The following is a 19,519-nucleotide window of genomic DNA, read 5'->3' as shown; positions in this document are numbered from 1 at the left end:
CATGTCTGTGCGCACTGTTCGCAGAGGATCACGGCTGGCCGCCGCTCTGCTGGCGACCGGTCTGCTGCTCACCGGCTGCGCGGGCGGCGGGGACGGCGTGCGCGACGCAGGCCGGGCGGAGACGGCGGACAAGGCCGGGACGGGTGCCCGTTCATCGACCGGTTCATCGTCCGGTTCGGCCGCCGGTCCCGCCGGTTCCGCCGCCGCGAGCGGCGCCGACAAGGGCGGCGGCGCATCCGCCGGCGCGTCCGCGCGGCTGGATGCGCACGGCGCCGACACGCAGGCGATCCCCGGCCTCGGCCCCGAGACCCGCGCCCAGATCCCCACGGACAGCCGCCAGGCCGTCGTGGTCACCGGCATCAACCGCGACTCCAACCTCGCCTCCGTCGTCGTCCACGAGCGCGACCCGGTCTCCGGCTGGGCGCCCGTCACCGACACCTGGCCCGCGCACAACGCGCTGGAGGGGTGGACCGACGACCACAACCAGGGCGATCTGCGCTCGCCCATCGGGGTGTACGGGCTGACCGACGCGGGCGGCCGACTGGCCGATCCGGGGTCGCGGCTCCCGTACGACCAGGGCCCGGCCTTCTCCGTCTCGGGCACCGGGTTCGAGGGCGAGCCGCTCGAAGGCTCCTTCGACTACGTCGTCGCGATCAACTACAACCGCGTGCCGGGCACCACCCCGCTCGACTGGGGCCGGCCGCTCGGCGCCGACAAGGGCGGCGGCATCTGGATCCACGTGGACCACGGCGGGCCCACCCAGGCGTGCGTCTCCGTGCCCCTCGACCGGATGAAGGAGCTGCTGCGCACGCTGGACCCGGAGAAGAAGCCGGTGGTGGTGATGGGCGACGCGGACTCGCTGGCGCTCTGAGCCGTGAGCCGCTGGGGCTCTGAGCCCCTGAGCCTCCCGCCGTCCTGGGCGGCTGACGCTGGGTGACGGGCTGTTCACAGCTCACGCCCAGCTCGCTGCCGGCTTGGTTCCCCAGCCTCCCCTGTCATGACAGAGACACAAGAGCCTTTGGGGAAACGGGACGTGATGCGCCGCAGGGCGGTACTCGCGGGCGGCGCGGCCATCGCCGCCGGTGGTATCGCCGCCGTGGCGGTCACCTCCGCCTCGGCGGGCGAGGACGCCGCCGCCTCGTCCAACGGCACCTGGCCCGGTGCCACGGCCACCGGCGACGGGGAGGAGTGCTACCGGCTCACCTGGCAGACCACCGAGGGGCCGTACTACATCGACGCCGACGAGGTCAGGAAGGACATCACCGAGGACAGGGAGGGCATCCCCTCACCCTGCGCCTCAAGGCGATCGACTCGGACACCTGCAAGCCGCTGCCGGGCGCGGCCGTCGACATCTGGCACTGCGACGCGCTGGGCCCCTACTCCGGTTACGAGGGCAGCTCCACCGGCGGCGGCCCGCCGCCCACGTACCGGGGCCGCGCCGTGCACATCCACACCAAGGTGCACGTCGGCGGGAAGATGACCGAGGCCGGGTACGAGGGCGTCACACCTGCCACACCGGCCAGTTCTTCTTCGAGGAGGCCGCGGTCCTGGACTCGGCGGAGATCGCGCCGTACTCGACCAGTACGACGGAGCACACGACGCTCACCGAGGACACGATCTACGACCGGAGCGGGGTCCAGGGCGGGCTGCTGAAGCTCTCGTAGCGCAAGAACGGCATGGCGCGCGGCGTCGTCGGCACCATCACCATGGGTGTCGACCCGGACGAGACCCACGACGGCACCGGCCTCTGAGCCATCGGTCCTCTGAGCCATCGGTCCGTCGGTCCGTCGGTCCATCGGTCCGTCGATCGGTCGGTCCGTCGGTCCATGAAGCAGGGCCCGGGGCCTGGCGGACGTGCCCGGCCCCGGGCCCTGCCCGGGATGCGTGGAACGGATACGGCGTTACGCCGACGGCTCCTCCAGGCGCGGGAAGAGCACCGCGCCCTTCGTCACCGTCGAGCCGGCCGGCAGCAGGCCCCATGTGCCCGCGTCCTGGACCCGCTGGTCGGCGAGCGCGCCCAGCGACTCCGCCGCGCCGAGCGAGTCCCACAGCTTCTGCGAGGTCTCCGGCATCACCGCGTTGAGCAGCACGGCGAGCGCCCGCAGCGACTCCGAGGCGGTGTAGAGGATCGTCGCGAGCCGCGCCCGGCCCTCGTCCGAGTCGTCCTTGGCGACCTTCCAGGGCTCCTGCTCGGTCAGATAGCCGTTGACCTGCTTGACGAAGTCGAACACCGCGGCGATCCCGCCCGCGAAGTCCAGCTCCTCGCCGATCTTCCGGTCGGCCTCGGCGACCGCCTTCACCAGCCCGTCCCGTACCGCCTGCTCGGCGTCGCCCGGGGCGGCGTCGGCCGGCAGCGTCCCGCCGAAGTACTTGCCGACCATGGCCGCGACGCGCGAGGCGAGGTTGCCGTAGTCGTTCGCCAGCTCGGAGGTGTAGCGGGCGCTGAAGTCCTCCCAGGAGAACGAGCCGTCCTGCCCGAAGGCGATGGCCCGCAGGAAGTACCAGCGGTACGCGTCCACGCCGAAGTGCGAGGTCAGGTCCTGCGGCTTGATGCCGGTCAGGTTCGACTTCGACATCTTCTCGCCGCCGACCATCAGCCAGCCGTTGGCCACGACCCGGCCGGGCACGGGCAGCCCCTGCGCCATCAGCATGGCGGGCCAGATGACCGAGTGGAAGCGCAGGATGTCCTTGCCGATGAGGTGGACGTCGGCGGGGAAGGTCGTGTCGAACTTCTCCTGGTTGGCGCCGTAGCCGACCGCCGTCGCGTAGTTCAGCAGGGCGTCGACCCACACGTAGATCACGTGCTTCTCGTCCCACGGCACCGGGACGCCCCAGTCGAAGGTCGAGCGCGAGATCGAGAGGTCCTGGAGGCCCTGCCGGACGAAGTTCACGACCTCGTTGCGGGCGGACTCGGGCTGGATGAAGCCCGGGTTGGCCTCGTAGTGCGCGAGGAGCTTCGGACCGTACTCACTGAGCTTGAAGAAGTAGTTCTCCTCCTTGAGGATCTCCACCGGCTTCTTGTGGATCGGGCACAGCTTGACGCCGTCCTCGTCCTCGATCAGATCGCCGGGGAGCTTGTACTCCTCGCAGCCCACGCAGTACGGGCCCTCGTAGCCGCCCTTGTAGATCTCGTCCTTGTCGTACAGGTCCTGCACGAACTCCTGCACACGGGCCGTGTGGCGCTTCTCCGTCGTCCGGATGAAGTCGTCGTTGGCGATGTTCAGGTGCTCCCAGAGGGGCTTCCACGCCTCCTCGACAAGCTTGTCGCACCACTCCTGCGGGGTCACCCCGTTCGCTTCCGCGGTGCGCATGATCTTCTGACCGTGCTCGTCCGTGCCGGTGAGGTACCACACCTTCTCGCCGCGCTGGCGATGCCAGCGGGTGAGCACGTCCCCTGCGACGGTCGTGTAGGCGTGGCCCAGGTGAGGAGCGTCGTTGACGTAGTAAATGGGGGTGGTGACGTAGTACGCCTTCCCACCCTGCTCTTCGGATCCAGTGGCCGCCATGCTCGAAATGGTATCGGCCCGGAACCGGTGTCCTCACATCGATAAACCACCGTTGCTACCCGGTGGAGACCTCAGGGAAACAGCCGCCGAGGTAGACAGGCACATCCTGGGAGGGAATGGGCATCATGTACAAGGCGGGGCGCCGGATGAGACGTGGGACGCATACGGACACGCACAAGGAAACGCACAAGGACACGCACACGATCACGGAAGCGCATACGGAGACGGACATGGGCACGGGGGCCGGCGGTACGGGGGCGGAGACGGGACCGGGGCCGGGGAAAGGGACAGGGGACGACAGCATGCGGGTACTGGTCGCCGAGGACGAGGAGGTCCTGGCCGAGCTGGTGGCCACCGGCCTGCGCCGGGCGGGGTTCGCCGTCGACACCGTGTACAGCGGGGACGCCGCCCTCGCCTATCTGGGCCTGCACGACTACGACGTCGTCGTCCTCGACCGCGACCTGCCCCGCGTCCACGGCGACGACGTCGCGCGCAAGCTGGTCGCCGAGTCGTCCCGTACCCGCATCCTGATGCTCACCGCGTCCGCGTCCCTGGAGGACCGTGTCGAAGGGCTCGACCTGGGCGCCGACGACTACCTGGGCAAGCCCTTCGACTTCCCCGAACTGGTGTCGCGGGTGCGCGCCCTGCGGCGGCGCAGCGCCAGACCCGTACCGCCGCGACTGGAGCGGTACGGGGTACGGCTCGACTCCGTACGGCGCACCGCCTCGCGGGACGGGGTGGCGCTGGACCTCTCGCCCAAGGAGTTCTCCGTCCTCCAGATCCTGATGGAGGCGGACGGGGCGCCCGTCTCGGCCGAGGAGCTGCTGGAGCGCGCGTGGGACGCGCACGCCGATCCGTTCACCGGTGCGGTACGGGTCTGTCTGAGCAAGCTGCGCGCGAAGCTGGGGGACCCGCCGCTGATCCGTACGGTGCCGGGAGCGGGGTACGCCCTGTGAGCCCCAGGCCGGTGGGTTCCGAGACCCTGGTGAGCCGGCCCGTGCGCCCCGCGGCGCCGGCGCGGGGCGGATGGCTGCTCCGTCCGTTCACCGGCTCGACCATCCGTACGCGCATCGCGCTCGTCTACGGCGGCGTCTTCCTCGTCCTCGGCGGCTGCCTGCTGACCATCGTCAACCTGCTCGCCGGCGCCGGCACCCAGACGGAGGCCGCGGAGATCGCCGCCCGGGTGGCGCCGGCCCAGGTGGCGCCCGTCTTACAGCCACCGTCGGTGACGCGGCTGATCGGCGAGCAGCAGATCGCGCCCGTCACCGTCACCCAGGTCGCCGACAACGTCACGAACGCGGCCTCCGACGAGATGGTGTTCTGGTCGGTGGTCGCGCTGCTGGTCATGGCGGCCTGCGCGGTGGGCGTGGGGTGGTGGACGGCGGGCCGGGTGCTGCGGCCGGTGCACGCGATGACGGACAAGGCCCGCAGGCTCTCCGAACGCAATCTGCACGAGCGGATCGGCGCGCGCGGCCCGAACGACGAGCTGAAGGAGCTGAGCGACACCCTGGACGCGCTGCTGGGGCGCCTCCAGAAGGCGTTCGACAGCCAGCGCCGCTTCATCGCCAACGCCTCGCACGAGCTGCGCACCCCGCTGGCGACGCAGCGCACCGCGATCCAGGTCGGCCTGGACGACCTCTGCTCGCCGGACGAGCTGGCGCGGACGAAGGAGACCCTGCTCGACAACAACCGGCGCAGCGAGAAGCTCATCGAGGGGCTGCTGGTGCTGGCGCGCAGCGAGCGCGAGGTGGACGACCTGGAGCCGGTCGACCTCGGCGAGGCGGTCGAGGAGGAGACGGTGCGGTGCGGCGGTGACGTGTCCCTGGCGGTCAAGGACGCCGAGACGGTACGGGGCAACCGGCTGCTGCTCGGCCAGCTCGTGGGGAACCTGCTGGCCAACGCCGTCACGTACAACGTGCCGGGCGGGACGGTGGACGTGGAGGTGACCGGCGCGGTCCTCGTGGTGCGGAACACGGGCCCCGAGGTCGCGGCGGCGGACGTGCCCGCGCTGTTCGAACCGTTCCGGCGAGGCGAGGGCCGCGACCGGATGGGGCGTGGCGCGGGGCTCGGTCTCTCGATCGTCCGGTCGATCGCGGAGGCGCACGGCGGGACGGTGGACGCGGTGCCGGGCGGTGACGGCGGGGGGCTGGTGGTGACGGTGACGCTGCCGGTGCAGCCCCCGGCGCCGGCGACGGAGGGGCGGGGGAGGCGCGCGGCGGGGGACTAGTGCCCCTTCCGGCAGGCTTTGCCCCGGCTGCCGTTCAGGGAGCGGCGGTGGTGACGTCCACCTCCGTGATGGCCGCGTCGGGATGCCGCACCCCCGTCAGTACCTGGTCCTGCCCGGTGTCGCCGAGGAGGTAGCGGCGGAAGAAGGCACCGAGGTACGTGGCGGCGACATGGCGCTGCTGCGGCTCGGTCAGCTGCCTGGCCGGCGCCGCACCCTCACGGTCGGTGCACTGCCCGGAGTGTCCTTCCACCGGCGTGGCGTCGTCGGAGGCCGCGACCTGACGGCTCTGAGGCGACCACTGCGTGTTGAAGTAGTTGTGGTTCGCCCCGTGGATCGCGAACCGGTAGAAGCCGCTCCGGTTCCCCTTTGCCGCGTCGGCCGCGAACCAGAACGCCTCACCGCCGACCTGTCCGTCGCATGTTCCCCGGATGGAAGCGAAGGGGGTCTTGGTGATCGTGTAGTTGGACATGTCCTCCGTCATCACGTTGTAGGCGGGAGCCACAGCCGCCACCGCCTTGACGTCGACACCCTTGGGCCACTGCCCCCGATGGCTGTCAGCCGCCTGCCAGGTGACCCCGGCCCCTGCCCTGGAATGCCCCATGATCCCCACGTTGCCCATGTCCACGTGGTGGGCGAAGCCGACGCGTCGCGCCGCTCCGGTCGCCGGGTCGACGAACTTCCCGGCGAGCTCACCCTTGTCCTGGGAGCTGAGCTCCTGCCACATGCGCAGATGCCGGTTGATGAGATCCGCCCGCGCGGCAGCATTGTCATCCCCCCACATGGAGGAGGCGTTGATGCCGTTGGCGCCGACCGAGACCACGACAAACCCCTGAGCGGCCAACCCGCGGCCCACGTAGTCATATCCGCGCTCGCTGGGCAGGGCGGGTGTTCCTGACGCACACGGCCAGGCGAACAGCTTGGCACCGGCGGCTTCATACGCGGCATCGTCCCCGCTGACTTCGGCGGCCGTGCGCGCTGCGTCCGCCTTCCGGTCGGCGCAGGTCTCGTGCCAGCCGTGCAGCATCACGATCAGTGGATGCCGCCCCGTGCCCAGGTCGGCGGGGTAGTGCACCACACCGGTCAGCTCGACCGGTTGACCGGTCTGTGGCAGGCGCCAGGCCTCATCGCCCAGGTCGTAGCTGACCGTCCTGGTGGCCCCGGACGAAGGCACCGCGCTCCGTTCCGTCGCCGTGTTCGGTGCCGCGGCACCGGTTGCGGCCGTATACGTGAAGGCTGCTGCCGCGGCGGACAGGACCGCCGCCGACAGGCCCAGCAGACGAGCCGAAGCCCTCGTGCGTTTGTGTCGCTTCATCATGTCTTCCTCGGTGGGTGCGGGACCGGCCCGGAGCGTCCGGTCCCGCTGGTTGGCCGTTGGCCGTTGGCCGGGGTGAAGGTGAAGGCCGTCCTCAGGGGGCGGCGGCGTAGGAATCCACCACGAACTGGATGACCCGGTCCTGCAACGCGGCCCCTGAAGCACCTGCTCGCCTGATCATGTCCGTTCCGTGGAAACCGCTCTTGTCGATGACCAGTTCCTTCTCGCGGGCAACGGAGGCCGCGTGGACCTCACGGACCTGCTTCTCCACCGCGCCCAGCATGTCACCGGGCGACACCACCAGAAGCGTCGGAACGCGCAGCTTCCGCACCGCCGCCACGGCGTCCGCCCCGAGGCACCGGGCAGGCGAGGACATCATCAACAGGCCCACCACCCGCAAGGGCGTGTCAACGCCGGCGACCGCTGCCGTCGTCCCGCCGCACGACGCCCCCGCCAGAAACACCCTCTTCGCGCCGACACGTCGCAGTTCCGCCAGTCCAGCACGGGCATCTCGGTCGATGTGCTCGTTGGCGGCCAGTTTCTCGGACGCACCGTGATTGCGGTACTCGGGGATCACCACGTGGTAGCCACGCTCCGCCAGCTGCCGCCCGATGTCGATGAACGAGCAGATGCTGTAGCCCTGCTCGTGATCCAGAAGAACGCCGTCGGGCCCGTCCCCCAGGACCAGCGCCGACAGACGCACCCCGTCGCTGGTCGTCAGCGTGGTGGCTTTACTCCTCAGGTCCTTGGGCACGCAAGTGTTGACGAGATACCCCCGTGCCGTGCGCACCGTGCGGTCGGGAGAGCTCGGCTCGTACGAGACCGGCTCATGATCCGGCGGTGCCGCGGGAACACTGCTCCGCGCCCCGGAGGGTACCGGCGCGGTGGACGTCGCAGCCCCCGCTTCCGTGTCACGCCCGGACCCGCCGGCCGGGCTCGCACAGCCCGACACCAGGCCCAGGCACACCAGCGCGGCGACGGCGGCGGCTCTGACTTTCAGCACGGTCTTCCTCAGCTCTCACATCCGGCGGCGACGTGTCCTGTGCATGCTGGACACGCACGTCCGCACCAGGGCGGAACATCCCCTACGCCTTGACAGACGTGCGGACCTGCCCGAGGTTGCAGGCCGCGACGATCAATGTTCCGGTAGCCGGGGACGGACAGGCCACGTCACAGCCGGGCGCCCGCACCGCGCGGTGAACTGCAACCTGTCGGCGCCCCACACGTCCTTCCCAGTAGGGGGCACCCCTCTGAAAGCCCTGAACCGCTCGATTCACGCAACAGGTTGACGCATATGCCAGAAATGACCCGCTGGGAGACCCTCCGCGGCAGCATCCCGATGTCGCCACGGCGCCCCGGACCGGATGACGGCCGACACGCACAGCGTCAGGACGTCACCGTGCCGCCCGCGGGGAAAAGGCGCTGATGGCTGCCGTTTCCGCCTGGGAAGGTGCTTTCCCGCGCAGCCGGTGGCGATGGCTACTGGCCCGCCTCTCCCAGGACCGAAGGCGATCGGACCCCAAGGGCCGGCCGTCCGGCACGGTGTCGGAAGAAATCGACACGCTGTACCGCCACCGCAGGCTCGACCTCGTGCGCCTGGCCGTCCTCCTGGTCGACGACATCCCCACAGCCGAGGACGTCGTCCAGGAAGCCTTCGCAGGACTCTACCGACGTCACGGCAACACGCTCGACAGCATCGCCGACCCCGAAGCCTACATACGGCGCAGCGTGGTCAACACCTCCAGGGACGTGCTGCGCAGGAGGCGCACCGTGCGCGCCTACATCCCCCCGCGCATCCTCCCCGCACCACCACCGGAAGAAGAGATCCTCCTCAAGGAAGAACACCAGGAAGTGCTGCGAGCACTGAGACTGCTCACCGTGCGCCAGCGGGAGGTCCTCGTCCTCAGGTACTGGTCGAACATGTCCGAAGCGGACATCGCAGCGACCTTGGGACTGTCTCAGGGTGCGGTGAAGTCCACAGCGAGCCGGGCGCTCACGGCTCTGGCCAGAAGACTGAAGGAGACGCCATGACAGCCGTCGAGGACCGCCTTCGCGCCACACTGCACGCCCGGGCCAACCAGGTCGACGCCCTCCGCCCGGCCTTCCCGCCATCGACCCGCGCGCGGACGGTCGTCCACCCCGGACTGCGCAAGGCCGCGGTGGTCCTTCTGGTCGCAGCAATGACAGCCGTCCTCCTCGTGCTGCCACGGCTTCTCTCGGGGGGCGGCCCACCAGTCCCCGCCGACACTCCCCCGCCCGCCGGCCCGAGCGACAGCACGTCACCTTCACCCGCCTCTTCCCCACGGGACGAGGCGCCCAGACCTGTCGCACCGTAGAGCAGCCGCAGCCGCAGCCGCAGCCGCAGCCGCCGGGGCTGCGGCTGTCTGCTACGCCTTGGGCGCCTGCGAGATGCGCACCGTGCTGCCCGAGGGGTCACGGAACGCGCAGTCGCGCGGGCCCCAGGGCTGGTCGATGGGCTCCTGAAGCACCTCGGCGCCGGAGGCCCGTACCTTCTCGAAGGCCGCGTCGACATCGTCCGTACGGAAGATGATCTGCTGGAGGACGCCCTTGGTGAGCAGTTCCTGGAGCGCGTCGCCGTCCGCCTGGGAGCGGCCGGCGTGCGGCTCGGAGAGCACCAGCTCGACGTCCGACGGGGACGCGCTGCCGAGGGTCACCCAGCGGAACTCGCCGGAGGAGACGTCGTTGCGCACCTCGAAGCCGAGCGCGTCGCGGTAGAAGGCGAGGGACTCGTCCATGTCGTTGACGGTGATATTGCAGTACTGGAGTGAGAGGTTCATGGAATCCACGCTAGACGTGGGCCGCGCGGACCGCTTCTTCAATCCTGACCGGTTGCTCCGGGTCGGCGGGCCGCCGCCTGGCGGGCCGGGTGCGCTCCTTCGCCATGCAGGTGGGCATCGCCACGACGGCGTCGTGCTCGCGGGCCCGGTACGCGCTCGGCGTCATCCCCACCAGCTCGGTGAACCGTGAGCTGAACGAGCCGAGCGAGGTGCAGCCGACCTCCATGCACGCATCGGTCACGCTCGCGCCGGCGCGCAGCAGCGCCATCGCCCGCTCCACCCGCCGGGTCATGAGATAGCTGTACGGCGTCTCGCCGTAGGCCGCCCGGAACGCCCGGGAGAAGTGCCCCGGCGACATCAGCGCGTGGCGGGCCATGGCGGGCACGTCGAGCGGACGGGCGTACTCCCGGTCGACCAGATCCCGCGCCCGGCGCAGATGCGCGAGGTGGGCGAGCTGCTGGGGGTCCATGGGGCGAGCGTACCGCCCGCTTTCCGTGGACGGCCCGGCCCCGGCGGAGCAGCGGGGAGAGCCGCTGTCCGCCGGCCGGGAGGTCCCGCTGTGCGGGAGGTCCTGCTACAGGGTGGTGTCGGGGCGCCAGGCGGCGAGCAGCCCGCGGTAGAACGCGGCGTCGGGCACCTCGCGCGGGGCCGGGCCCGCGTGGAAGAAGCCGACGTTGGCGGTGGCCTCGTCCGCACCGAGTTTCCGCGCGAAGTCGAACGCCTTGGAGTCCTCCTCGCCGAACGCCACGAACTGCCAGAAGAGCGGAAGTCCGGCTGCCTCGGCGAACGCCTGCTCGGCGGCGCGTACGGCGCTGGGCGCGCCGTCCGTCTGGAAGATCACCAGCGCGGGCCCGCCGTCCCCGGCCCTCTCGTGGTGGGCGACGACCTCCTCGACGGCGCGGTGGTAGTGCGTACGCCCCATGCGGCCGAGGGAGCCGTTCAGTGCGTCGACCGCCCCCTCGTACGCGGAGAGTTCGATCTCCCCGGTCCCGTCGATCTCGGTCGAGAAGAACACGACGGGTACGGTCGCGCTCTCGTCCAGGTGCGCGGAGAGCGCGAGCGCCTGCTCACCGAGGTGCTGGGCGCTGCCGTCCTTGAAGTACGGCCGCATGGAGCCGGAGCGGTCGAGGACGAGATAGACGGTGGCGCGACGGCCGGTGTGCCCGTACTTCTTGAGCGCGGCGCCGGCGGCCTTGTAGCGGTCGGCCAGCCCGGGGGCGCGGGACTTGACGCGCGCGAGGGAGAGGGCGGGGCGGCCGGGGGCGGGGGTCGCGGATGCGGGAGCGGTGGGCTCGGGCGCGGCCTCGGGCTGAACGTCGGCCTCGGGCACGGGCGTTACGTCGGCCTCGGGCTCGGGCTCGGTGACGGGCGCGGGTTCGATGACGGTTTCCGGCGCGGGCTCAACTGCCGCCTCGGGCGCGGGCTTCGCATCAGTCTGCGGTTCCGGTTCCGGTTCCGGCTTCGTCGCCGCTTCCGCTTTCGCTTCCGGCTTCGGCTCCGGCTCGGCCGACGCCTGTGCCGGGACGGTCGGGGCCGCCGCGGGCGGCTCGTCGGCCGCGCGGGTGCGCGACGCCTGCGACGGCACGCCGCGCTCCGGCTCGCTCGGGCGGGCGTTGTCGAACGCCGCCGCCACCAGGTCCGCGGCACCGGCGCCGACCCCGGCACCCGCTCCGGTCCCTGCGCTCGCCGTCGCGGGCGACTTCCGCGCGGAGGCCGACTTCTCCGTACGGTCCGCACGGTCCGCCTGGGACGGTACGGAGACGGAGACGGCTGTCGACGCCGCCCCGGCGGTGGATGCGGAATCCGAGGGCGAGGACGAGGACAATGACGAGGACGAAGACAAGGACGAGGACGAAGCAGCGGCCGTGGCCGATTCCGTGGCCGGCTCCGTGGCTGAACCCGCGGCCGGTTCCGGGGCCGTGTCGGTCGCCACGTCCGGCGCCACGTCCGGCGCCACGTCCGGCGCGCCGTCCGGCGTCGCGTCCGACGCCGATGCCGACCCGTTGCGCTCCTCCGCACGGTCGCGTCCGAACACCTTGCGCAGCAAGCTCCGAATGCCCATGGGCGAGCCTTTCAGATGAGGTGGGTGCGGTGTCCGCCGCCGGGGAAACGCGCATCCCTGGCCAGGGCGGATACGTAAGGTTAGCGGCCGTCCCCGGTGATCCATGGCAGGGGCGGTTTACGTAACGGGCAGAAGGGTATCGGCGCGACCTCCCCGTTGCCCCGCGTTAACGCGCGTGCCGGGCATTACTCTCTCCGGACCACTCGGTCGATTCGGATTCACCCGCCGTTCATCTTCCGGCTGCCGCCCTGGTGGGACCCGCGCTTAGCGTCACCGCCGAGACATCCCGACACCCTGTCGGCGCGGTGCGCGCCGAACCATCACCGGAGGCGAACGTGCGCAAACTGCTCCCGCTGCTCAGCTCCCCCTCTTCCCCGCATCCCGGCGGCCGTTCCGCCCTGACCTGCCGTTACCGGTGTGGCGACGCCTGCTTCCACGAGGTGCCCAACAAGAGCGACAACGAGTACGTCGGTGATGTCATCGCCGGTGCCCTGTCGCGGCGTTCGATGATGCGGGCCGCCGCGGTCGTCACGGTCGCGGGCGCCGCCGGCAGCGCGCTCGCCCTCGGTGGCCCCGGTGGTTCCACGGCCGTCGCCGCCCCGGCCGTCGGCAACGGCCACGCCGGTACGAACGGCGGCGGCTCGGCCGCCACGGGCGACGGCGCCCGGGGGCTGCGCTTCAACCCCGTCGCGCCCAACACCGCCGACAAGGTGACGATCCCCGCCGGCCACAGCCAGAACGTCGTCATCCGCTGGGGCGACCCGATCCTGCGCGGCGCGCCCGCCTTCAACCCGGACAAGCAGACGGCGAAGGCCCAGGCCGGCCAGTTCGGTTACAACAACGACTTCCTGAGCCTGCTCCCCATGACGGGGAAGGGCGAGCAGGGGCGGCAGCTCCTCGTGGCCAACCACGAGTACACGGACGAGATCCTGATGTTCAAGGGGTACGACCCGGCCAAGCCGACCCGCGAGCAGGTCGAGATCGCCTGGGCGGCCCACGGCCTCTCCGTCGTCGTGGTCGAGGAGGACCGCAAGAGCGGCAAGCTCACCGCGGTCACCCGCCACCAGCTCAACCGCCGCATCACCGTGAAGAGCGAGTTCCGCCTCACCGGTCCTGCCGCGGGCAGCGAGCTGCTGCGCACCTCCGCCGACCGTACGGGCAGCAAGGTGTACGGCACGCTCAACAACTGCGCGGGCGGCACCACCCCGTGGGGCACCACGCTGCACGGCGAGGAGAACTTCAACCAGTACTTCGCCAACGGCTCCAGCCCGACCGATCTGCGGTACGGCATCGGCACCGGCGCGAGTGAGCGCAAGTGGGAGCTGTTCGACAAGCGCTTCGACCTCAAGCAGGAGCCCAACGAGGCGCACCGCTTCGGCTGGGTCGTCGAGCTGGACCCGTACGACCCGGACTCGACGCCCCGTAAGCGCACCGCTCTCGGCCGCTTCAAGCACGAGGCCGCGCAGCCGCGCCTGACCGCCGACGGCCGGCCCGTCGTCTACATGGGCGACGACGAGCGCTTCGACTACCTCTACAAGTTCGTCTCCTCGAAGAAGATGAAGAAGGGCGGCGGGCGCGCCGCGCACGAGCACAACCTCACGCTGCTCGACGAGGGCACGCTGTACGTCGCGAAGCTGACCGGCGACAGCCCGGCGGGCGAGATCGACGGCTCGGGCAAGCTGCCGAACGACGGCGAGTTCGACGGTTCCGGCGTGTGGATCCCGCTGGCCACCGGCGATGTCTCGCACGTCCCTGGCATGTCCGCCGACGAGGTGTACGTCTTCACGCGCCTCGCGGGCGACAAGGTCGGCGCCACGAAGATGGACCGCCCCGAGGACGTCGAGCCGTCCCCGCGCACCGGCCGCGTCTACGTCGCGCTGACGAACAACACCGACCGTGGCAAGGCGGGCAAGGCGGGCCCCGACGAGGCGAACCCGCGCAACGCCAACAAGCACGGCCACATCCTGGAGCTGGCGGAAAACTGGGACGACGCGGCGGGCGACGGCTTCGCCTGGCGGCTCTTCCTGGTCGCGGGCGACCCGAAGGACCCCGGCACGTACTTCGCGGGCTTCCCGAAGGACAAGGTCTCCCCGATCTCCTGCCCGGACAATGTCGCCTTCGACCCGCACGGCAACCTGTGGATCTCGACGGACGGCAACGCGCTCGGCAACCACGACGGGCTGTTCGGTGTCGCGACGCAGGGCGAGCGGCGCGGTGAGCTGAAGCAGTTCCTGACGATGCCGAACGGCGCGGAGACCTGCGGCCCGGTCATCCAGGACCGCCGGGTCCTGGTCGCGGTCCAGCACCCGGGCGAGATCGACGGCGCGTCGGTCGAGAAGCCGGCGAGCACCTGGCCGGACGGCCCCGGCAAGATCGTCCGCCCGTCGGTGATCTCGGTCTGGCGCAACGACGGCCGCGACATCGGCGTGTGACGCGGGCCGCGTGAGTCACGTATGACCAGGGGTGGCGCCGCTCGGACCGGCGCCACCCCTTCCGTGTGCCGGGTCCGGCTACCCTCGACGCATGGCTTCTGAGGCTTCCGGTACGAGCGCGGGCGCGGCGCCGGTGTCGGCGTCGGGTGAGGGAACGGCCCGGGTCGACACCTGGATCTGGTCCGTACGGCTCACCAAGACCCGCTCCCAGGCGGCCACGGCCTGCCGCGCGGGCCACGTCCGCGTCAACGGCGAGCGCGTCAAACCCGCCTATACGGTGAAGCCGGGCGACGAGGTCCGGCTGCGCCACGCGGGCCGCGACCGGGTGGTCGTGGTCTCCCGTACGGTACGGAAACGGGTCGGGCCCCCGGTGGCGGCCGAATGCTACGTCGACAACAGCCCGCCGCCCCCGCCGCGCGAGCTGGCCCCCTCGGTCCCGGTGCGGGACCGGGGCGCGGGGCGCCCGACGAAGCGGGACCGCCGGGAGCTGGAGCGGTTGCGAAGCTCCCCGGATTCCTGACGCTCCGAAGAGCTAGGAGCCGGGTTTCGGCGTCGGGTCGACCGTGGTGACCGCGTCCGGGGCCGTCGCCCCGGTCGACGGCGAGGTCGGGGGCGGAACCGCCGGTGGCGCGAGGGAGGGGGCGCCGGTCGAGGTGCTCGCTTCCGTCGTGGCGTCGACGCCGGGCGGGCGACCGCCGGACGGGGGCTCTCCGGTGGGTTCCGGGCCGGGCGACGACGCCGACGTGGGCTCGGCCGGCGGGGTCGGTGCGGGCGGTGGGCTGCTCGCGGGCGGCGGGGCGAGCGGGGCGGTCGGGGACGTGGACGCCGTCTCCGCCGCGTAACGCAGGGGCAGCACGACGAGGGTGACGACGGCGCAGGACACCCCGACTCCCACCGCTGCGCGGACCAGCCGGCGGCGGGCGGCGGTGCGCCGGATCGCCTCGTACCGGCCGGGCGGCGGGCCGAGATGATCGGTGGACGGTCGCAGGATGACCGTGAGCGGGTCGTCGGGCTCGAACTCCGGACCCTCGTCAGAGTGTGTGATCAACGCTTCTCCTCAGGTGGGCGCGGAGCAGTTCGCGGGCCGCGTGGAGGTCGGCCTTGACGGTTCCTTCCTTGCGCCCGGTCAGTACGGACACCTCCCGGATCGGCATGTCGGCGTAGTAGTGCAGCAGGATCGGGACGCGCAGCCGTTCCGGCAGTGACTGTACGAGCAGCCGGACCGAGGGGTCGTCCTGTTCGGTCCGCGGACGGACGGAGGCTTCGACCCGGGCGCGGTGCACGGCCCTGCGCTCGCGCTCCAGTTTGCGCCAGTGGTCCCTGACCAGGTTGGCGGCGGTGACGTACAGGAAGCCCTGGGGCTCCGCGACGGATGTCCAGCGCGCCCACAGCCGGGTGAACGCCTCCGAGGCGATCTCGTGGGCCGTCTCGTCGTCGTCGACCAGCCGTCGGCACCAGCCGGAGAGGCGCGGGTAGAGCGCGGCGAACAGCTCGGACGCTGCTTTCTCGCGGGACCGTTTCAACGCTCTCCATGGTCGTGATGGCACTCGTGGGGGGAGGCAGGGGCGGCGGGGGAGGGCCCGGGCCGCTGGAGTACGGCTCCACCGGCCCGGGCCCGCGTACGCGTTCGGGGTTTCGGGGTTCGGGCGGGGTCAGGGGGCCGCGGACGCCAGCCTGGCGAAGGCGATCACGTTGTCGGGGTAGCCGTCTTCGGTGAGGGCTCCGCCGCAGGTGATGAGACGCAGCTCGGGCCGGTCCACGTTCCCGTAGACCGCCTCCGTCGGGAAATCGGCCTTGGCGACCGTCCGTACGGTGGTGACGGCGAACGTCGCCCGCTCACCGTTCTCCAGGCGCGCCACGATCCGGTCGCCCTGCTGGAGCCGGGCGAGGTGGTGGAAGACCCCCGCCCCGTAGGAGCCGACCGTGACATGGCCGAGGATCACCGACGGGCCCGCGCGGCCAGGCACCGGCGAGTGCTGGTACCAGCCCGCCCGGTCGTTCGCGGAGATCGGCGGCGTCTGCACGGTGCCGTCGGGGGCCAGCCCCAGCGTCATGACGGCGGTGTCGACCCCGATGGCCGGGATCTCCAGTCCGACCGGCACCGCGCGCCCGTCGTCCGGCGCCGTACGCGCGGACGGGCGCTCCGGCGACGGCGTGCCGCCGGAGCGCGCGGCCGTGTCGCGTCCCGCCCCGTCGCCGCCGCCGCACCCCACCAGCAGTGCGGCGGCCGACGCGGTCGCCGTGGTCAGGAAGGCGCGCCTGGAGAGCGAGGTCATGCCCCGGTCGCCCGGCGGCGCCGTACGACGAGGATCGTCGCGCCGCCCAGCGCGAACGCCGCGGCGGCGCCGCCGCCGATCAGCCCGCCGCCGGCCCCGGAGTCCGCCGCCACGGGCGCGGCACCGGTGTCGGGGGCGCCCTTGGGCACGACGGTGACCTGGCCGGGCGCGGCCGTGGGCTGCTTCGGGGCCTCGGTCGGGGCCTCGGTCGGGGCCTCGGTCGCGGTGGCCTCGTCGGGGCCCTGGTCGGGGGTGGTGGCCGGGGCCGGGGTGGGGGCGGTCTTGGGCGCGGTCGTGGGGACCCGGGTCGGACTCACACCGTCGGCGAACGCGGGGACGGCGCCCGCGAGTACGGCGGTGCACGCGAGTGCTACGGCACTGAGGACAGTTCGGCGCATGAATCGCTCTTTTCGTCGGTCCGCCCGCCCGGTGGACGGGGCGGGCTGCCTTACGGATCGAGCGGAGAGACGAGGCAGCGGGGGGACCGGTTGTAAAGAGATGGCAAAGTCGCCGGCGGGTCGTCCCGGGGTCGGACCGGCGGGTCGTCCCGGAGGTCGGACCGGCGGGTCAGGTGGTGACGATGTCCGCGAAGCGCCGGGTGTCGATGTTTCCGCCGGAGGCGATGAGGCCGATCCGCCGGGCGCGGTGCTCGACGCGTCCGGCGAGGAGCGCGGCGAGGGCGGTCGCGCCGCTGGGTTCGAGGACGATCTTGAGCCGTTCGAAGGCGAAGCGCATGGCGTCGCGGATCTCGTCGTCGCCGACGAGGGCGATGGAGTCGAGGAGTCGCCGGTTGACGGCGAAGGTGATCTCGCCGGGGGTGGGCAGCGCCTGGCCGTCGGCGAGGGTCCTGGGCACGGGGACGGTGACGCGTTCACCGGCTTCCAGGGAGCGCTTGGTGTCGTCACCGTCGGCGGGTTCGACACCGACGGCGCGGATACGGGAGTACAGGGCCTTGGCGGTGAGGGCGCTGCCGGCCATGAGGCCCCCGCCGCCCACGGGTGCGAGGAGCAGGTCAAGTTCCCCGGTCTCCTCGAAGAGTTCGAGGGCCGCGGTGCCCTGGCCCGCGATGACGTGCGGATGGTCGTAGGGCGGGATGAGCGTGAGGCCGCGTTCGGCGGCGAGCGCTTCGCCCAGCGCGGTGCGGTCCTGGGTGTAGCGGTCGTACGTGACGACTTCCGCGCCGTATCCGGCGGTGGCCTCCCGCTTCGACCGGGGGGTGTCCTCGGGCATCAGGACGACGGCGGTGCTGCCCAGGTCCCGGGCGGCCAGCGCGATGGCCTGGGCGTGGTTGCCGGAGGAGTAGGCGGCGATGCCCCGGGCGAGCTGCGCGGGGGACAGTTGGGCGGCGGCGTTGTAGGCGCCGCGGAACTTGAAGGCACCGGCCCGCTGGAAGTTCTCGCACTTGACGAACACCTCGGCTCCGACGCGGGCGTCGAGGGTGCGGGAGGTCAGCACGGGGGTGCGGTGGGCGATGCCGTCGAGGCGTACGGCGGCCTCGCGGATGTCGTCGAAGGTCACGGGCAGGGCGGCGGCGGCCATGGGGTTCCTCGCGTCGGTCGGGGGCGGGCGGATCGGGCGGATCGGGCGGGCCGGGCGGGACCTCGGGTGGGGGCGCCGGGCGGACCGGTCCCGTCGTCGTCACTTCGTGTAGGCGTACACGCCGGCCCGGGAGATGTCGAGGAGGTCGGCCACGGCCTGGGCGGCGTTACGGGTGTCGAAGTAGCCGTCCTCGTACAGGCGTCGCACGAGTTCCTTCTTCGCCTCCCGGGGCAGGGCGCGCGGCGTCGTGGAGCGCTCGGCGGCGGTCTGCTCGACGACGTCGCGCAGTTCCCGGCTGCTCCGGGCCCGCAGGGACTCCTTCGCACGCCTCCACGTCGTGGCGGGCCCAGAGTCGGCGGAAGAGGGGGCCGGCCAGGGAGAGTTCGGCGACCAGCTCGGTGAAACGGGGGTCGTCCGTGTCGGTGCCCACGGACTCGCGGAAGCCGGCGACCATGCCCTGGGCGGCGTTCTCCCAGTCCGGGTGGAGGGCCTGCTCGGCGGGGTCGAGGAACAGGTCCCGCAGACGGTTGGCCCCCACGGTGAGGCGCGGTGACAGCGCGGTCGCCAGGGCATTGGCGGCGAGGACGTCGAAGTAACGGCTCTCGACCAGAGCGGGGAGCTGAAGCGTGGCGACGAGCTGGGCGCTGCTCGACGGAATGGTCTCCCTCCGGGGCAGGTGCCGGGGCCGGTGGCGACGGCGGGGGCTGTCGGCGCCCAGGCGGAGCAGGTGCGCCGTCGCGTCGTCGTCCAGTCGCGGCACCCGGGCCAGCGATGTGAGGACCTGTACGGAGGGGTTGCGGTCCCGGCCCTGCTCCAGGCGCAGGTAGTAGTCGGCGCTGATGCCGGCGAGCATCGCGACCTCCTCCCGCCGCAGGCCCGGCACGCGCCGTACCCCCACGGCGGGGATCCCGGCCTGCTCGGGGGGTGACGAGTTCGCGGCGCGCGCGTACGTACTCGCCCAGCAGGTTCGGTTCGTCGGTCATCTCTTCACGGGATCTCGCCCTGACCTCGGAGAGCGGCTGGCGGATCCCGCCGCTGCACGAACTGCCGCCGCCCTCGGGGCTGTTCGGCGTCACGGATCCGGCGGACATCGCCTGGCTGCGCGGGATGCTCTCGGATCAGCCGGTGCGCTGCCTCCAGCAGCCGGTCCGCCTGGACAACCCGGCCATGAACGCGATCCCCCGGGCACACATCCACCGCACGGTCGGCGTGCCGGAGGGCATCGCCCGGCGTCCCGTTCCCGCGACACAGCCCAACGGCGACCCGGCCCAGGTGTGGACGCTGGCGGTCGGCCACGACTGCATGGTCACCCTGCCGAAGGAGCTCACCGAACTCCTGCTCAGGGCCGGGTGATCCGCTCGCCCCGG

General features: G+C 71.9%; 19 protein-coding genes and 3 pseudogenes. 9 read left to right on the top strand and 13 right to left on the bottom strand.

Translation table 11 applies throughout. The features are described 5' to 3' along the window. Position 1: 1 nt before the first annotated feature. Together ACIQ7D_RS06855 and ACIQ7D_RS06850 are read left to right on the top strand one after the other, a co-directional pair. A complete protein-coding gene (locus ACIQ7D_RS06855; protein WP_403934328.1) occupies positions 2-871 on the top strand; it encodes a hypothetical protein in 870 nt (289 codons plus the stop codon). A gap of 126 nt (positions 872-997) precedes the next feature. Further along, positions 998-1,751 (top strand): annotated as a pseudogene (locus ACIQ7D_RS06850) (dioxygenase). Between the two features lie 150 nt (positions 1,752-1,901). Here the strand turns inward: ACIQ7D_RS06850 and metG are convergent. Continuing rightward, positions 1,902-3,506: a methionine--tRNA ligase gene (gene metG / locus ACIQ7D_RS06845; RefSeq protein WP_403934326.1), complete on the bottom strand. Its 1,605-nt coding sequence runs from the start codon at positions 3,504-3,506 to the stop codon at positions 1,902-1,904. Between the two features lie 302 nt (positions 3,507-3,808). Here metG and ACIQ7D_RS06840 point away from each other — a divergent pair, with 302 nt between their 5' ends. Together ACIQ7D_RS06840 and ACIQ7D_RS06835 are read left to right on the top strand one after the other, a co-directional pair. Next, positions 3,809-4,462 carry a response regulator transcription factor gene (locus tag ACIQ7D_RS06840; protein ID WP_403935043.1) on the top strand — a complete coding sequence of 218 codons (654 nt, stop codon included), beginning with the start codon at positions 3,809-3,811 and terminating at the stop codon, positions 4,460-4,462. Positions 4,463-4,536: 74 nt separating this feature from the next. Then, positions 4,537-5,733, top strand: a complete 1,197-nt coding sequence (locus ACIQ7D_RS06835; RefSeq protein ID WP_403935040.1) for a sensor histidine kinase — start codon at positions 4,537-4,539, stop codon at positions 5,731-5,733. Between the two features lie 34 nt (positions 5,734-5,767). On the opposite strand, the gene ACIQ7D_RS06830 is transcribed toward ACIQ7D_RS06835, so the two are convergent. Beyond that, entirely contained in the window at positions 5,768-6,904 is a 1,137-nt protein-coding gene (locus ACIQ7D_RS06830; RefSeq protein WP_403934324.1) for an alpha/beta hydrolase, read from the bottom strand. 235 nt (positions 6,905-7,139) lie between these two features. Beyond that, positions 7,140-7,799 carry an alpha/beta hydrolase gene (locus ACIQ7D_RS06825; protein WP_403934322.1) on the bottom strand — a complete coding sequence of 220 codons (660 nt, stop codon included), beginning with the start codon at positions 7,797-7,799 and terminating at the stop codon, positions 7,140-7,142. Positions 7,800-8,470: 671 nt separating this feature from the next. Here ACIQ7D_RS06825 and ACIQ7D_RS06820 point away from each other — a divergent pair. Beyond that, positions 8,471-9,076 (top strand): SigE family RNA polymerase sigma factor, encoded by a 606-nt coding sequence (locus ACIQ7D_RS06820; protein ID WP_403934320.1) that lies wholly within the window; start codon positions 8,471-8,473, stop codon positions 9,074-9,076. Positions 9,077-9,432: 356 nt separating this feature from the next. Here ACIQ7D_RS06820 and ACIQ7D_RS06815 read toward each other — a convergent pair whose 3' ends face one another. From ACIQ7D_RS06815 to ACIQ7D_RS06805, 3 genes are all read right to left on the bottom strand, one after another. Further along, on the bottom strand, positions 9,433-9,843 hold the full coding sequence (locus tag ACIQ7D_RS06815) for a VOC family protein (RefSeq protein ID WP_403934318.1): 411 nt from the start codon (positions 9,841-9,843) through the stop codon (positions 9,433-9,435). Between the two features lie 10 nt (positions 9,844-9,853). Further along, entirely contained in the window at positions 9,854-10,312 is a 459-nt protein-coding gene (locus ACIQ7D_RS06810; protein WP_403934316.1) for a helix-turn-helix transcriptional regulator, read from the bottom strand. A 105-nt stretch (positions 10,313-10,417) separates the two neighbouring features. Next, positions 10,418-11,173, bottom strand: a complete 756-nt coding sequence (locus tag ACIQ7D_RS06805; RefSeq protein WP_403934314.1) for a VWA domain-containing protein — start codon at positions 11,171-11,173, stop codon at positions 10,418-10,420. Between the two features lie 49 nt (positions 11,174-11,222). Between ACIQ7D_RS06805 and ACIQ7D_RS06800 the strand changes: the two genes are divergently transcribed. The 3 genes from ACIQ7D_RS06800 to ACIQ7D_RS06790 all read left to right on the top strand — a co-directional run bounded on the left by ACIQ7D_RS06800 (position 11,223) and on the right by ACIQ7D_RS06790 (position 14,857). Further along, entirely contained in the window at positions 11,223-11,924 is a 702-nt protein-coding gene (locus ACIQ7D_RS06800; RefSeq protein WP_403934312.1) for a hypothetical protein, read from the top strand. Between the two features lie 316 nt (positions 11,925-12,240). Further along, positions 12,241-14,337 carry a PhoX family protein gene (locus ACIQ7D_RS06795; protein ID WP_403934310.1) on the top strand — a complete coding sequence of 699 codons (2,097 nt, stop codon included), beginning with the start codon at positions 12,241-12,243 and terminating at the stop codon, positions 14,335-14,337. Between the two features lie 91 nt (positions 14,338-14,428). Next, on the top strand, positions 14,429-14,857 hold the full coding sequence (locus tag ACIQ7D_RS06790) for an RNA-binding S4 domain-containing protein (protein ID WP_403934308.1): 429 nt from the start codon (positions 14,429-14,431) through the stop codon (positions 14,855-14,857). A gap of 12 nt (positions 14,858-14,869) precedes the next feature. Here the strand turns inward: ACIQ7D_RS06790 and ACIQ7D_RS06785 are convergent, their stop codons facing one another. The 7 genes and pseudogenes from ACIQ7D_RS06785 to ACIQ7D_RS06755 all read right to left on the bottom strand — a co-directional run. After that, positions 14,870-15,385, bottom strand: a complete 516-nt coding sequence (locus ACIQ7D_RS06785) for a hypothetical protein (protein ID WP_403934306.1) — start codon at positions 15,383-15,385, stop codon at positions 14,870-14,872. Then, on the bottom strand, positions 15,369-15,860 hold the full coding sequence (locus tag ACIQ7D_RS06780; RefSeq protein WP_403934304.1) for an RNA polymerase sigma factor: 492 nt from the start codon (positions 15,858-15,860) through the stop codon (positions 15,369-15,371). Before ACIQ7D_RS06780 ends, ACIQ7D_RS06785 begins: the two co-directional genes overlap by 17 nt. Positions 15,861-15,989: 129 nt before the next feature. After that, on the bottom strand, positions 15,990-16,613 hold the full coding sequence (locus ACIQ7D_RS06775; protein ID WP_403934302.1) for a class F sortase: 624 nt from the start codon (positions 16,611-16,613) through the stop codon (positions 15,990-15,992). Then, positions 16,610-17,011 carry a sortase-dependent protein gene (locus ACIQ7D_RS06770; RefSeq protein ID WP_403934300.1) on the bottom strand — a complete coding sequence of 134 codons (402 nt, stop codon included), beginning with the start codon at positions 17,009-17,011 and terminating at the stop codon, positions 16,610-16,612. The genes ACIQ7D_RS06775 and ACIQ7D_RS06770 overlap by 4 nt, the downstream gene beginning before the upstream one ends. A gap of 169 nt (positions 17,012-17,180) precedes the next feature. Then, positions 17,181-18,152 carry a pyridoxal-phosphate dependent enzyme gene (locus ACIQ7D_RS06765; RefSeq protein ID WP_403934298.1) on the bottom strand — a complete coding sequence of 324 codons (972 nt, stop codon included), beginning with the start codon at positions 18,150-18,152 and terminating at the stop codon, positions 17,181-17,183. Between the two features lie 99 nt (positions 18,153-18,251). Continuing rightward, the gene (locus ACIQ7D_RS06760) at positions 18,252-18,386 is read right to left on the bottom strand and encodes a helix-turn-helix domain-containing protein (protein ID WP_403935037.1); all 135 of its coding nucleotides are present in this window, start codon (positions 18,384-18,386) and stop codon (positions 18,252-18,254) included. 76 nt (positions 18,387-18,462) lie between these two features. Further along, positions 18,463-19,135, bottom strand: a pseudogene (locus ACIQ7D_RS06755) (helix-turn-helix domain-containing protein); the annotation flags it as partial. 10 nt (positions 19,136-19,145) lie between these two features. Between ACIQ7D_RS06755 and ACIQ7D_RS06750 the strand changes: the two are divergent. Then, positions 19,146-19,505 (top strand): annotated as a pseudogene (locus tag ACIQ7D_RS06750) (alpha/beta hydrolase); the annotation flags it as partial. Positions 19,506-19,519 lie beyond the last annotated feature (14 nt).

It is taken from the genome of Streptomyces sp. NPDC096310, from assembly GCF_044763125.1.
Classification (GTDB): domain Bacteria; phylum Actinomycetota; class Actinomycetes; order Streptomycetales; family Streptomycetaceae; genus Streptomyces.
This window is presented reverse-complemented; position numbering and strand designations above follow the sequence as displayed.

What these genes read in the sequence shown, in the direction of transcription:
- ACIQ7D_RS06810 (WP_403934316.1), bottom strand. Translation starts at nt 10,312, where the DNA reads ATGGACCCCCAGCAGCTCGCCCACCTCGCGCATCTGCGCCGGGCGCGG.
- metG (WP_403934326.1), bottom strand. Translation starts at nt 3,506, where the DNA reads ATGGCGGCCACTGGATCCGAAGAGCAGGGTGGGAAGGCGTACTACGTC.
- ACIQ7D_RS06790 (WP_403934308.1), top strand. Translation starts at nt 14,429, where the DNA reads ATGGCTTCTGAGGCTTCCGGTACGAGCGCGGGCGCGGCGCCGGTGTCG.
- ACIQ7D_RS06770 (WP_403934300.1), bottom strand. Translation starts at nt 17,011, where the DNA reads ATGCGCCGAACTGTCCTCAGTGCCGTAGCACTCGCGTGCACCGCCGTA.
- ACIQ7D_RS06840 (WP_403935043.1), top strand. Translation starts at nt 3,809, where the DNA reads ATGCGGGTACTGGTCGCCGAGGACGAGGAGGTCCTGGCCGAGCTGGTG.
- ACIQ7D_RS06820 (WP_403934320.1), top strand. Translation starts at nt 8,471, where the DNA reads ATGGCTGCCGTTTCCGCCTGGGAAGGTGCTTTCCCGCGCAGCCGGTGG.
- ACIQ7D_RS06855 (WP_403934328.1), top strand. Translation starts at nt 2, where the DNA reads ATGTCTGTGCGCACTGTTCGCAGAGGATCACGGCTGGCCGCCGCTCTG.
- ACIQ7D_RS06800 (WP_403934312.1), top strand. Translation starts at nt 11,223, where the DNA reads ATGACGGTTTCCGGCGCGGGCTCAACTGCCGCCTCGGGCGCGGGCTTC.
- ACIQ7D_RS06765 (WP_403934298.1), bottom strand. Translation starts at nt 18,152, where the DNA reads ATGGCCGCCGCCGCCCTGCCCGTGACCTTCGACGACATCCGCGAGGCC.
- ACIQ7D_RS06775 (WP_403934302.1), bottom strand. Translation starts at nt 16,613, where the DNA reads ATGACCTCGCTCTCCAGGCGCGCCTTCCTGACCACGGCGACCGCGTCG.
- ACIQ7D_RS06815 (WP_403934318.1), bottom strand. Translation starts at nt 9,843, where the DNA reads ATGAACCTCTCACTCCAGTACTGCAATATCACCGTCAACGACATGGAC.